Below are 13,994 nucleotides of genomic sequence, written 5' to 3' on the forward strand. Positions count from 1 at the left end.
ATCCGTAAGGCGACGCTATATTAGCGCAGGGGTTAGTTTTAGGAGAGAAAGTGCGTAATGAATATTGAATTAATGCAGGAGCGAGCCGATCATGCCGTAGTGCTATTAAAGGCACTCGCGAACGAACGCCGTTTATTTATTCTTTGTTATTTATTGAATGAAGGAGAAATGTGCGTTGGCGAAATGAATAAAAAATTAGGCTTAAGTCAATCGGCACTATCACAACATCTTGCTTGGTTACGCAAAGATAATTTAGTAACCACACGCAAAGAAGCGCAAACGGTATTTTATTCACTCAAGAGTGATGAAGTACGGGAGATGATTCACTTATTGAACAACATTTATTGTCATTAATAGTGTTTTTCAGATATAAAAAAACCGGCAATTGCCGGTTTTTTTCATTTGCTATTTTATAGATTAAGCAGCGATTGCTTTGATCTTAGCGTTCAAACGTGCCTTTTGACGAGCGGCTTTATTCTTGTGAATAAGACCTTTAGTCGCCATACGGTCAACGATTGGTTGTGCAACAGCAAAAGCTTCTGTTGCTGTTTTGTGATCGCCTGCTTTAATTGCAGCGATTACTTTTTTAACGTATGTACGTAACATTGAGCGACGGCTGGCGTTATGCTGACGACGCTTTTCAGATTGAAGCGCGCGCTTCTTTGCAGACTTGCTATTAGCCAAGGTGCAACTCCTAAAAACTGGATTTGATACTTTTAAAGGCCGAGGAATATGCCTGCATTTAGTCACTTTGTCAATGACTATGATTGAATATTCATCATAAAGATAAATTAATCCAACCTGCCTTGGCTATCTTCGACCCAACTCGTGTAATATGTGGCGCAATTCTAGCAGCTATTACCGCAGTGTGACAGAGCCTGAATCGATTTTTTGAGATGTATCACCTAATCAATTCGATATGGGTCTGGGGGACGTTTGAGTAGAAAATTATTAAAATCTGGCCTGATTGTTAGTGCTATGACATTGATATCCCGAGTTTTAGGTCTAGTTAGGGATGTGGTAGTTGCTAATTTGATGGGCGCTGGGACAAGTGCTGATGTGTTTTTCTTTGCAAATAAAATTCCTAATTTTTTACGCCGTTTGTTTGCTGAAGGGGCTTTTGCGCAGGCGTTTGTACCTGTTTTAACTGAGTACCAAGAGAAACATACCGCAGAAGATACTCGTGATTTATTGAGTAAAGTTGCGGGCACATTAGGTTTACTAGTGACAATAGTGACCCTTTTTGGGGTGGTTGCATCACCTGTGTTGTCAGCTTTATTCGGTGGTGGTTGGTTCATCGCTTGGCTTAACAACGAGCCAGATGGTGCTAAATTTGAACTCGCTACCGTTGTGCTTAAAATTACTTTTCCTTATCTGTGGTTTATCACATTTACGGCATTAGCGGGCTCAATTTTAAATACCCGAGGCCGTTTTGCGGTATCGGCTTTTACACCCGTTTTTCTCAATGTGGCAATTATTGCGGCGGCTATTTTCTATGCGCCTACATCGACCCAGCCTGAGATTACCTTGGCTTGGGGCGTTTTTTGTGGTGGTTTGATTCAGTTCCTATTTCAAATTCCCTTTTTATTGCGTGAAAATGCGCTCGTCAAGCCTTCTTGGGGATGGCATCACCCGGGCGTGGTGAAAATCAGAACTTTGATGATCCCAGCATTGTTTGGCGTGTCTGTCTCACAGATTAACCTGCTATTTGATACATTTATCGCCAGTTTTTTGATGACGGGTTCAATAAGTTGGCTCTATTATGCCGACCGTTTACTCGAATTTCCCTTAGGATTGTTTGGGATCGCGATTGCTACTGTGATTTTACCTGCGCTGTCACGAAACCATGTGAATGACGAAGGTGCGGGCTTTGGCAAGACGATGGATTGGGGGATTAAAGCGATTCTACTGCTAGGTCTACCGGCTATGATGGGATTGATCGTGCTCGCAAAGCCTATGTTGATGGTATTATTTATGCGCGGTGCTTTTTCATTGCATGATGTTGAAATGGCTTCCTATAGTTTGATGGCTTATGGCAGTGGTTTGCTTAGCTTTATGCTGATTAAGGTGCTTGCTCCTGGCTATTACTCTCGTCAAGATACCAAAACACCTGTGCGTTATGGCATTATTGCCATGATCACAAACATGGGCTTTAACTTACTGTTTGCTATTCCTTTTGGGTATGTTGGACTGGCGATTGCGACTTCGATGTCAGCATTGCTTAACGCCACATTACTATACCGAGGCTTGCATTTAGCTGGCGTTTATCGTGTTTCTAGGCCGACTATGGTGTTTTTTGCTAAAGCCGTGGTCTCTACAGCCTTGATGGTGGTAGTCTTGTATTACTTTTTGCCTTCACAACAAATTTGGTTAGATTGGCATTTGTTCGATCGTGCGAAAGCCTTGATAGGCTTAATTTTAGTTGGGGCAGTCAGTTATTTATTGTGTCTGCTTTTGCTCGGAATTCGTCCTTGGTCAATTAAACGAGGAGCTTGATTGCTGATTCTCATCGCTAGCTGTTATATAATCAGCCGATTTGCGCTTGGCAGTTGTCTAACGTTATGGAATTAATCCGCGGTATACATAACATTTTGTCATCCCACCACGGGTGTGTATTGACTATAGGTAATTTTGACGGCGTCCATCGTGGTCATGCACAGGTGATTGCGAACTTAGTGCAGAAGGCGAAGCAGTTATCGCTGCCATCGACATTAATGACGTTTGAACCTCAGCCGCAAGAATTGTTTAGCGGCGACAACGCGCCGGCTCGTTTAAGTTTATTACGTGATAAAGTCATTTTACTCGATGAACTCGGGGTTGAGCGGTTAGTGTGTGTTAACTTTAATCGCACTTTTGCTAATCAACCTGCAGAGCATTTTATTGAAGAATTGTTGGTCCGCAAACTGGGTGTCAAATACCTCGTCGTCGGTGATGATTTTTGTTTTGGTCAAGGCCGTAAAGGCAATTTTGAAATGCTAGTGCAGGCGGGTATCCAATATGGCTTTACCGTGGTCAGCACTCAAAGTTTTATGCTGGGCTCGCAAAGAGTGAGCTCGACTGCCGTGCGTGAACAATTGGCGAAGGGCAATCTTGAACAGGCGAGACGCCTATTAGGACATCCTTTTACCTTGAGTGGCCGTGTAGCGCATGGGCAAAAAATTGGCCGCACCATTGGTTTTCCCACCGCTAATATCGCCTTAAAGCGCAATGTTGTGCCGGTACGCGGTGTGTTTGCGGTTAAATGTTATTGGGATCACAGCGATATTTATGAGGGCGTCGCCAATATTGGGTTTCGCCCGACAGTGAACGGTCAAGTGTGTCAGCTTGAGGTGCATCTTTTTGATTTTGAAGGTGACATTTACGGCAAACATGTTGAAGTCGAGTTGGTAGCTAAACTCCGAGATGAGCAACCTTTTGACTCATTGGATGCGCTAAAAAAACAGATTTTAAATGATGCAAATGAAGCCAGAGCTTTATTTGGTAATGATGCAGGCTGAAATTTATCAGTTTAATTAACGGTATAGGATCAATGAGCGACTATAAATTTACTTTGAATTTGCCGGAAACAGAGTTTCCGATGCGTGGTAATTTGGCAAATCGCGAGCCAGAGATGTTAGAGCGCTGGACAAAAGACGGTTTGTATCAACAGATCCGTGATAGCCGAATTGGCCGTACTCCCTTCATTTTGCATGACGGCCCACCGTATGCGAATGGCAGTATTCATATTGGTCACTCAGTTAATAAAATCCTCAAGGACATTATTGTTAAGTCAAAAACTATGTCTGGTTTTGACGCACCTTATGTACCAGGTTGGGATTGCCATGGTTTGCCTATTGAGCTGAAAGTTGAGCAAAAAGTGGGTAAGCCAGGTCAAAAAATCTCTGCGGCAGAATTCCGTGAAGAATGCCGTAAATACGCTGCAGAGCAAGTTAACGGTCAACGTGAAGACTTTATCCGTTTAGGTGTGCTGGGTGATTGGCAAAATCCGTACTTAACGATGGATTTTTCAACGGAAGCTAATATTGTTCGTTCTTTATCGAAAGTGATTGAGAGTGGTCACTTACATAAAGGCGTTAAGCCAGTGCATTGGTGTACTGATTGCGGTTCTGCCTTAGCTGAAGCTGAAGTGGAATACGAAGACAAAACATCACCTGCTATTGATGTGGCGTTTGTGGCTGCCGATAGCAAAGCTGTTGCGGCTAAGTTTGGGGTAAGCGATTACTCACATCCTGTTTCTATGGTGATTTGGACGACCACGCCATGGACGCTACCAGCGAACCGCGCCTTGTCTTTGAGTCCTGAACTGGATTACAGCTTAGTCGAATTCGAAAAAGACGGTGTGACGCAAGCGCTTATTTTAGCTGAAGTCTTGGTTGAATCTTGCCTGACTCGCTATAACATCGAAAGCCATACAGTGCTTGGTACAACCAAAGGCGCCGCGCTTGAGCTTATCCGCTTTAATCACCCGTTCTTGGATTTTGATGTGCCTGCAATTTTAGGCGAACACGTCACTACTGATGCGGGTACCGGTATCGTTCACACTGCACCGGGTCATGGTCAAGACGACTTTGTTGTCGGTCAAAAGTACGGTTTAGAAGTGGCAAACCCTGTTGGCGACAACGGCGTGTATAAGCCTGACACTGAGTTTTTTGCTGGACAACATGTCTTTAAAGCCAACGATAACGTTGTAGCTTTGCTGAGAGAAAAAGGCGCCTTGCTGAATCACGTGGCTTATCGTCACAGCTACCCACATTGCTGGCGCCACAAAACACCGATCATCTTCCGTGCGACACCGCAGTGGTTCATCTCTATGGATAACCACGGCCTACGTACGCAAGCATTGAAAGAAATCGAACAAACCCAATGGATCCCTGATTGGGGCCAAAGTCGTATCGAAAAAATGGTTGAAAACCGCCCTGACTGGTGTATCTCACGCCAACGTACTTGGGGTGTGCCTATCACGCTGTTTGTGAACCGAGAAACCGAAGAGTTGCACCCTGATAGCGTGTCGTTAATGGAACGCGTGGCGAATCGTATCGAACAGCAGGGTATTCAAGCTTGGTGGGATCTTGATGCCGCAGAATTGCTGGGTGATGAAGCGGAACAATACCGTAAAGTCACTGATACTTTGGACGTTTGGTATGACTCTGGCTCAACCTTCTCATCAGTGGTAGCCGCACGTCCTGAATTCCACGGACACGGGGTTGACTTGTATCTTGAAGGTAGCGATCAACATCGCGGTTGGTTTATGTCATCTTTGATGATTTCAACCGCAATGAATGGCAAAGCACCGTATAAGCAAGTGCTTACCCACGGTTTTACCGTCGATGGTAAAGGCCGTAAGATGTCAAAATCTATTGGTAACGTGATTGCACCACAAACGGTAACCAACAAATTAGGCGCCGACATTCTGCGTTTATGGGTTGCGGCAACAGATTACAGCGGTGAGATGACGGTTTCAGACGAAATCTTAAATCGCAGTGCCGATGCCTATCGTCGTATTCGCAACACTGCGCGTTTCTTATTAGCCAACTTAAACGGTTTCGAGCCCGCTAAGGATTTAGTGGCCGTTGAAGATATGGTGGCGTTAGATCGTTGGGTTGTTCGCCGTGCCGCTGCGCTGCAACAGGAAATCATCGAAGCCTATGATCAATATAACTTCCATATAGTGACTCAAAAACTGATGCAGTTCTGCTCGGTTGAGTTAGGCAGTTTCTATTTGGATATCATTAAAGATCGCCAATATACGGCTAAGCAAGAAGGCCATGCGCGCCGTAGTTGTCAATCGGCGCTGTATCTGATCTCTGAGGCCATGGTGCGTTGGATTGCGCCAATTCTAAGCTTCACTGCTGACGAAGTATGGCAATTACTGCCTGGCGAGCGTGATGCTTATGTCTTTACCCAAGAATGGTATCAAGGCTTGAAATCAGTCACCTTAGCGACTGATTTGAGCGATGACTATTGGCAGCAGTTGCTAACCGTGCGTAATGAAGTCAACAAAGTGATTGAACAAGCTCGCCGCGACAAACGTATCGGTGGCTCATTAGAAGCTGAAGTGACCTTGTTTGCGGATGCTACCTTGACTGAGCAATTAACCCATATCGGCGATGAGCTGAGATTTGTGTTGTTGACCTCTGAAGCCAAAGTATTGCCTTTAGCCGATGCGACATTGGAAGCGGTTGAGACTGAGTTGGCATCATTGAAATTAGTGGTTGCTTCAAGCACTGCCGAGAAGTGTGAGCGTTGTTGGCACCACAGAGAAGAGGTTGGCACTATTGAGGCTCACCCAACACTTTGTACTCGCTGCGTAACCAATATTGAAGGTGACGGCGAAGTTCGTCAGTTTGCGTAAAGGATCTGTATGCCATTAACTTGGAAAGACAGTGGCTTACGTTGGTATTGGGTAGCTGTATTGGTGTTTTTAGCCGATCAGCTATCTAAGCAATGGGTCTTAGCCAATTTTGATTTGTATGAATCAGTGAAATTATTGCCCTTCTTTAACTTCACTTATGTACGTAACTATGGTGCAGCTTTTAGTTTTTTAAGTGAAGCCGGAGGTTGGCAGCGCTGGCTGTTTACGATTGTTGCGATTGGATTCAGTACGTTATTGACTGTGTGGTTGCGTAAGCAATCGTCTTCTTTGTGGAAACTGAATCTAGCTTACACCTTAGTGATTGGTGGTGCTTTAGGTAATTTAGTCGATCGATTGATGCATGGTTTCGTGGTTGATTTTATCGATTTTTTCTGGAATAAGAGCCATTATCCAGCATTCAATATTGCCGACGCTGCCATTTGCGTCGGTGCAGTGCTGATTATTTGGGATGCATTTGTCAGCGGAAAGTCTGAAGCTGATAGCGCTGAAGGGGTTAAAAAGTGACTGTGACACGTTCATTATTATGCCACATGAACATTGTGCTTGCTGATGGCTCGACTGCCGATAGCACTAAAGCCTCGGGTAAACCGGCTCGATTAAATGTGGGTGATGGTACTTTAAGTCCTGCATTTGAGGCGCAGCTGGTGACGCTTGCTGAAGGTGATAAGCACAGTTTCACGCTTGAAGCGATTGATGCCTTTGGCGAATCCAATCCTGATGCTATCCATTATCTAGATCGAAGCCGTTTTCCGGCTGACATGAGTTTAGAGGCTGGCGTGATTGTGAGTTTTGCTGGCCCTGGTGGTAGTGAGATCCCAGGTATTGTCCGTGATGTTGCGGGTGATTCCATCACAGTCGATCTTAATCATCCTCTGGCAGGACACAAGATCACTTTTGAACTGGACGTAGTAAAGGTATTTTAAGATGAAACTCGATCCTACTAGCCCAAGTTTAAATATTATGCTCGCTAACCCGCGCGGTTTTTGTGCGGGTGTTGATCGTGCTATCAGTATTGTTGAACGGGCGTTGGAATTATTTTCGCCTCCTATCTATGTTCGCCATGAAGTCGTGCATAACCGCTATGTCGTGCAGAATCTGAAGGATCGCGGTGCGGTTTTTGTCGAAGAGTTAGATCAAGTGCCGGATAACAACATTGTTATCTTCAGTGCCCATGGTGTATCTCAAGCGGTGAGACAAGAGGCTAAGGCGCGAGGGCTGAGAGTCTTTGATGCGACGTGTCCCTTAGTAACTAAAGTACATCTTCAGGTGACGCGTGCCAGCCGCAAAGGTATTGAGTGCATCCTGATTGGCCATGAAGGGCACCCTGAAGTCGAGGGTACTATGGGGCAATACGATAATCCTAATGGTGGCGTTTATCTGATTGAATCGCCTGCAGATGTTGAAGCCTTGGAAGTTCGCGATCCCAATAATCTCTGCTTCGTGACACAAACTACTTTGTCTGTAGATGATACTTTGGACATTATTGTTGCGTTACAAAAAAGGTTTCCCTCTATAGAAGGTCCGCGAAAAGACGATATTTGTTATGCAACGCAGAATCGTCAAGATGCGGTACGCAATTTATCTGCAGACGTTGATTTGTTGATTGTTGTTGGCTCAAAGAACAGCTCTAACTCTAATCGTTTACGCGAGCTAGCATTGAAAACAGGAACCCAGTCTTATCTGGTGGATACTGCAGATGATGTTGAGTCTAGTTGGTTTGATAATGTTACACGTGTAGCCGTCACCGCAGGAGCTTCAGCCCCCGAGGTCCTAGTCCAACAAGTGGTTCAAGCAATCGCTAAACTTGCCCCTAGTGTTGTGACTGAAGTTGAAGGGCGTAAAGAAGACACTGTTTTTGCTGTGCCAGCCGAATTACGTTAAATCTGTGTACTGTTTAATCGTCAATAAAAAAGAGGCTATAAGCCTCTTTTTTATTGTCTCAAATTCATTCAAAGCATAATGATGTCAATGCTTATGTGCTAATGTTACTGGCTACTTACATTTTACTCATCTATTATTAACTGTTGGTAATTTTTATCGTAATACTAAGATTTTTAAAGGTAAATAGCTGAAAAGCTTGTCAAAATTATGGCTAAAATCGAAAGGTTGACACAAAGGGGATTTCAACGGGGCTTCTCATTAATTGAAGTGCTTGTTGCGTTAGTGATCTTAGTCATTGGCTTAATTGGTATTTTTAATCTGCATATTGTTGCAAAGCGTGGCAGCTTTGAATCCTTTCAGCAAACTCAAGCCTCCTATTATGCAAATGATATTATCAACCGGATGAAGCTTAATAGAACACAACTGGTCAATTACGATGGTGAGTATACAGGCTCTCTGGGTAAACCCGGTAATGTTTGTGACGTTGCTGTTGGCGCAGTGAGTATATGTACTCCAGAAGAGACTGAAGCTTGGGATCTTTACCAGTGGGAACAGAGTTTTATGGGGGCTGCTGAAGTTATGGATAGCCAGAATGTTGGTGGGTTAGAATCTCCAACAGCATGCATTAATGTAGATGGTTCAACTGTAACGGTCGCAATTGCGTGGAGAGGGATCCGAGAGGGCGCGGGTACAAGTTATTCTGGGAGTGAATGTGGAGAAGATATTGGTACGCGTAGGCGGCTTTTTATTCTTTCGACAATGATTATTTAGGTTAACTATGTATGGATAATTTAAAAAACTGTGAGAAAGGGATGTCGCTGGTTGAGCTAATGGTCTCTATGGTCATTGGCTTATTTCTCACTCTTGGGCTTTTTGGCATGTTTAGTATGTCTTCTTCCAATGTGATCACAACGAGCCAGTTTAACCAATTGCAAGAAAATGGACGAATAGCTTTGTCGCTCATGGAAAGAGACATTAGTCAGTTAGGTTTTATGGGGGACATAACGGGAACTGATTTTGTACTTGGAACCAATATGACCTTGAGGGATGGTGTTGCAAATGATTGTATTGGTGCAGGTGTAAATAACGGTACTTTACCTAATGCTGAACCTGCACACTTTAGGCGTCTATGGGGATATGAAGAGGGCGAGAGTGGGGATACATTAAGTTGCTTATCAGGTGTGAATCAGAATACGGATGTCATTCAAATTAAAAGATTAGTTGGCCCACCAGTGACTAATCCCAATGGCGAGCGTTTTTATATGGCTGCAACTTCGAGTGAAGCTGTGATGTTTAAAGGCGGTAATCCTCCCAATCCAGTACTCGAAAATTCTCGTTTTTGGGAATATCAGCATCATATTTATTTTATTAAAAATGATGGTTCTGTACCTGTTCTACGCCGAAAAACATTAACCAAGAATAATGGCATGAATAACGAAGAGCAGTTAGTTGAAGGCATTGAGAATATGCGTATTCTTTATGGTTTTGATAGTAATGGAGATGATACCGCCGATAGTTTTATGCCTGCAGAAAATGTAACCACATTAATGTGGGACAACGAATTATTTCAAAGGCTTGTTGCCTTAAGGGTTTTCTTGTTGGTTCGTGCTATTGATGAAGATAAAAGTTACACCAATGAAACTACTTATACTCTGGGCGATAAGGAAATTAAAAATTTGAATGATCATTATCGACGCAAGATAGTTTCGACGACTATGGTGCTTGCTAATCCAGTGTTAATTAGAAATTAGAAGGTTGGTAAGATGAAAAAGCAAAAAGGAATTGTATTATTTTTTGCACTTATCATATTGTTGCTTATGACTATTATTGGTGTCGCTTTGGCTGTTAATTCGACCCAATCTATGCGTATGTCTGGAGCAGGATCAGAACGTATAGAGGCTAAGTCTGTTGCTGATGGTGGCTTAGAGGCGGCAATCGAAGCCAATAAAGGTGCTAGCTTAGCCAAACTATCTGAGATTTCATCTGTGGTTGAATTTGGTTCTAACCAAACGTTAACGCCAATTCCTTATGAAGTTGATGCTGCAGGTAATGTTGTCATTAGTGCAAAAGATGTTGGATGCCAGCGGAGTACAAGGCCAAATAGTGGTAATTTAATCAGCTGTCGGCGTGTTGAGATTAGTAGTACAGCAGAATTTGGTAGAGATAAACTGGGCCAACTCACTGTTGTCGCAGGTGTGGAGCAAGAAGTTTTAACTGGGAGTTAGATATGATTATTAAAAAGCTGGCTTGTTCTATACTACTTGCGCTGACTTTTGTGTCGGCTTTCTCCTTTAGTGACGATACTGAGTTATATGTAAAAGAATCAACAACTCGAACGGGCGCAAGACCTAAAGTGCTCGTTATATTTGATAACTCAGGAAGTATGTCGACTGAAGAAATTACTCAGGTTGTAGATTATGACCCTAACTATGACTACCCAGCCGTAAGTGGTTCTGGGTATAGTGATACTCTTATTTATTATGCTGTTGGCGGTGGAGGATTACCCACCCCTGATACTAGCTCTGATAAGCGTAATTTTAAAGCTAGTTTAAATGGATGTAGTCAAAGCAAAGCTGCATTAGCAGAGTTTGGTCGTTTTACTGGGTATATAAGAGAGTTCACATCAAGTGGTACTACTGGTGTTTGGAAAGAACTACCTGAAACAAACGGTACAGCAATAAAAGTAATTGATTGTTGGGAAGATATTTCTCAAATAAATCCGAGTAATTCATCATCATATCCTAATGGATTTCCTGCTAACGGGGTAACAACGGGGTCAGGTAGTAAAAAGAAAGCGTATCCATATTTTACTTCCTCACTACCAGGAACAACCTGGAGCAATGCTTTAGCCGCAGCCAATAATACTGACTTTGGTGTTGGACAACCTATTACCTTGTACACTGATAATTACCTAAGATGGTACGGATTATCTAAAGCGGGAAAATTACCAACGGTAAAAGTTTCAAGACTAGAAATTGCGAAGAAAGCGATTTCTAATATTATTAGTTCAACTCCAACAGTGGATTTTGGACTTGCTGTATTTAATTATAATTATCCAAATGAAGGTAATCGAGACGGTGGTCGAATTGTATCTGGCATTACTCAGATGACGGATAGTACGCGTGCGAGTTTATTAACTACTATTGATAATTTGCTGGCAAAAACAAATACACCACTATGTGAGACTATGTATGAAGCTTACCGTTATTTTGCCGGTAAGGGCGTTAAATATGGTCATAGTGATACAGATTATGGCTCTTATGTTGGAAATAAACCACCGTATGACAGCTTAGTGGAGAAGAGTGGTAACTACGCAAGTCCATTTAAAGTATGTACGGATATTGCTTATGTTATCTATGTCACTGATGGCTCTCCAACAGTTGATAAAAATGCGAATAATGACGTTATTAGTTTAACTGCCACTGGAAGTAAGGAAGGGGATTACTCTTCATTTTCTAAAAATCTAGATACAGCAAGCTATTTGCCCGCATTAGCTAGTTATATGTTTAATAACGACTTAATTAACAAGTTGGACAGTTCAAATACTGAACAAATGCAGAATGTTCGTACTTATACTATTGGTTTTAGTGAAGGTGCAGAAGATGCCGCACCTTTACTTGCTGAGACGGCTAAAAGAGGTGGTGGTTTATATTTTGCTGCTCAAAACAGTCTTGAACTACAGAATGCACTTAATGATGCGTTATCAAATATTTTGAATATTGATTCAAGTTTTACATCTCCAAGTATTGCTAGTAATAATTTTGATAGGACTCAGACATTTGATGCCGCTTATTACGCTATGTTTCTCCCAGGCAAAGGACCTCGTTGGAGCGGTAATTTAAAAAAATTAAAAGTAACCGCAGATGGAACATTGGTTGATAGTAAAGGGAATGCAGCTATAGCAGATAACGGCAATATTAAAGATGGTGCCTGTACTATATGGTCGGATTGTGTTGCGCAAAAGGATGGAAATAAAGTTGAAGTCGGCGGAGTCGCGGCACAAATCAGAAAGCAAGAAGTTAGGAATATTGTAAGTAACTTAAATGGGTCCTCCAGTTTAACGCCTTTAACACTTGCTAATGCACAAACTGCAGCAGGCGGTGATGCTGCGCTAGCTAGCTATATGAGAACTAGCGTAGATGAGCTTGCTAATACGTTAAATTGGCTTAATGGGATAGATGTCGACGACGATAATAAAGATGGTAGTACGACAGATAAACGTAATGATGCTATGGGTGATCCTCTTCATTCTAAGCCACTTGCACTCAATTTCGGCACAAAAAGCGCGACTGATATTCGTATCATGCTTGGCACTAATCAAGGTGTTGTGCATATGTTTAAAGATGCGGGCGAATCTGTATCAGAGACTTGGGGCTTTATTCCCTATGAGTTATTGCCTAATTTAACAGAACTGAGAAGTAATGATCCATCAGGTGTACACACAGTATACGGAATGGATTCATCTCCAGTTGCTTACACAGAAACTGATGCTGAGGGTAAAGTGATTAAAGCATGGGTCTATATGGGGATGCGTCGAGGTGGCTCGTCTTATTATGCCCTCAATGTGACAAACCCTGATAGCCCTTCTCTAATGTGGACTATTAATCCATCAACGGATGGTTTTTCTGATCTTGGACAAACATGGTCTGAGCCTATAGTGACGAAAATCGTTGGTTATGAAAAGCCTGTACTCATTTTTGGTGGTGGCTACGATGTTAGTTTTGATGCAACTCCTTCATCTTCTCCGGTCGGTCGTGCGGTTTATATTGTCGATGCAGAGAAGGGAACTTTGATTCATTCATTTGGTGGCTCTGCATCGGGTGCAACAGTACTTTCGGGTATTCAGGATAGCATTCCAAACTCAGTCGCCGTACTTGATAGTAATAATGATGGGTATACAGATAGGATTTATGCCTCCGATGTCGGTGCAAATGTCTGGCGCATTGATCTTCCAAGTGCAAGTAAGTCGAGTTGGAGTGCATTTAAATTTGCTTCTTTAGGTGGTACTGATAGTAATAATCGTCGTTTTTATGCAGAACCTGTTGTAGCACAAACGATGTTTACTAATTTATCCGAAGTTAAGGTGACAACAGAGAGTGGTACTACTACGACTAAAACTTATCAAAATGTTCCCTATGATGCGGTGGTGATCGGAAGTGGAACGCGACCCCACCCATCATCTACTGATATCAATGATATGTTTTTTACATTGCAAGATCGTAATGTGGTGACTAAGAGTTTTACTGGCGGTGATGTTCCCGAGGCGATCACAATCAATGATCTCTATGATGTGACTTCTAATGCACCTGCGTCTGAAGCCGATAACATAAGTTTCGGTAAAAAACTCGGCTGGTTCTATGATTTTAGTGGTCTAGGTGAAAAGAGTTTAACAGCTGCCTTGATTGTCCAAGGCAAAGTTTATTTCACTTCTTATTCTCCCCCTGCAGACTCGGTTGCCGATAACGTGTGTTTGGTGTCTGGTTCTGGCAAATTATATCCGTTCGATCTGCACAAAGGAACGAGATCCTTTTCTCAATTATATTATGAACTGGGTGAACGTGTACCGGATACACCGCAGATTGTTATTCCTGCACCTGAATCAGGTAAAGATCCCTATATCTATATTATTGGAGTTGGTAAAGGTGAGAAAAATGAAAATGGGGATTATACAGGTACAATCAACGTTGCTTCTGGGTTAGGTGTTAATAAAATTTATTATCATATAAATGAATGAGTTATT

At 42.7% G+C, this 13,994-nt stretch carries 12 protein-coding genes; 11 read left to right on the forward strand and 1 reads right to left on the reverse strand.

All coding sequences use genetic code 11. The features are described from left to right. The first annotated feature begins 57 nt into the window (after positions 1-57). Positions 58-354 (forward strand): ArsR/SmtB family transcription factor, encoded by a 297-nt coding sequence (locus tag L5M29_RS19505; protein ID WP_006084975.1) that lies wholly within the window; start codon positions 58-60, stop codon positions 352-354. 63 nt (positions 355-417) lie between these two features. Here the strand turns inward: L5M29_RS19505 and rpsT are convergent, their stop codons facing one another. Continuing rightward, positions 418-684 carry a 30S ribosomal protein S20 gene (gene rpsT / locus L5M29_RS19510; protein ID WP_011790375.1) on the reverse strand — a complete coding sequence of 89 codons (267 nt, stop codon included), beginning with the start codon at positions 682-684 and terminating at the stop codon, positions 418-420. 252 nt (positions 685-936) lie between these two features. On the opposite strand from rpsT, the gene murJ reads away from it, so the two are divergent. The 10 genes from murJ to L5M29_RS19560 all read left to right on the forward strand — a co-directional run bounded on the left by murJ (position 937) and on the right by L5M29_RS19560 (position 13,988). Continuing rightward, the gene (gene murJ, locus L5M29_RS19515) at positions 937-2,496 is read left to right on the forward strand and encodes a murein biosynthesis integral membrane protein MurJ (RefSeq protein WP_263169557.1); all 1,560 of its coding nucleotides are present in this window, start codon (positions 937-939) and stop codon (positions 2,494-2,496) included. Positions 2,497-2,561: 65 nt separating this feature from the next. Continuing rightward, a complete protein-coding gene (ribF, locus tag L5M29_RS19520) occupies positions 2,562-3,497 on the forward strand; it encodes a bifunctional riboflavin kinase/FAD synthetase (protein WP_263169559.1) in 936 nt (311 codons plus the stop codon). Between the two features lie 32 nt (positions 3,498-3,529). Continuing rightward, positions 3,530-6,352 (forward strand): isoleucine--tRNA ligase, encoded by a 2,823-nt coding sequence (ileS, locus tag L5M29_RS19525; protein ID WP_263169561.1) that lies wholly within the window; start codon positions 3,530-3,532, stop codon positions 6,350-6,352. A gap of 9 nt (positions 6,353-6,361) precedes the next feature. After that, on the forward strand, positions 6,362-6,877 hold the full coding sequence (gene lspA / locus L5M29_RS19530; RefSeq protein ID WP_173246249.1) for a signal peptidase II: 516 nt from the start codon (positions 6,362-6,364) through the stop codon (positions 6,875-6,877). After that, positions 6,874-7,296, forward strand: coding sequence for an FKBP-type peptidyl-prolyl cis-trans isomerase (fkpB, locus tag L5M29_RS19535; protein WP_028760921.1), 423 nt, complete (start codon positions 6,874-6,876; stop codon positions 7,294-7,296). Before lspA ends, fkpB begins: the two co-directional genes overlap by 4 nt. 1 nt (position 7,297) lies before the next feature. Then, on the forward strand, positions 7,298-8,254 hold the full coding sequence (ispH, locus tag L5M29_RS19540) for a 4-hydroxy-3-methylbut-2-enyl diphosphate reductase (protein ID WP_028760920.1): 957 nt from the start codon (positions 7,298-7,300) through the stop codon (positions 8,252-8,254). Between the two features lie 183 nt (positions 8,255-8,437). Continuing rightward, on the forward strand, positions 8,438-9,025 hold the full coding sequence (gene pilV, locus L5M29_RS19545) for a type IV pilus modification protein PilV (protein ID WP_263169590.1): 588 nt from the start codon (positions 8,438-8,440) through the stop codon (positions 9,023-9,025). Positions 9,026-9,036: 11 nt separating this feature from the next. Then, positions 9,037-10,005 carry a PilW family protein gene (locus tag L5M29_RS19550; protein ID WP_263169564.1) on the forward strand — a complete coding sequence of 323 codons (969 nt, stop codon included), beginning with the start codon at positions 9,037-9,039 and terminating at the stop codon, positions 10,003-10,005. A gap of 12 nt (positions 10,006-10,017) precedes the next feature. Then, positions 10,018-10,479 (forward strand): PilX N-terminal domain-containing pilus assembly protein, encoded by a 462-nt coding sequence (locus L5M29_RS19555; RefSeq protein WP_105249936.1) that lies wholly within the window; start codon positions 10,018-10,020, stop codon positions 10,477-10,479. Between the two features lie 2 nt (positions 10,480-10,481). After that, positions 10,482-13,988: a pilus assembly protein gene (locus tag L5M29_RS19560; protein ID WP_263169566.1), complete on the forward strand. Its 3,507-nt coding sequence runs from the start codon at positions 10,482-10,484 to the stop codon at positions 13,986-13,988. Positions 13,989-13,994: the final 6 nt, after the last annotated feature.

It is taken from the genome of Shewanella sp. SM95, from assembly GCF_025653595.1.
GTDB classification, from domain to species: Bacteria; Pseudomonadota; Gammaproteobacteria; order Enterobacterales; family Shewanellaceae; genus Shewanella; species Shewanella oncorhynchi.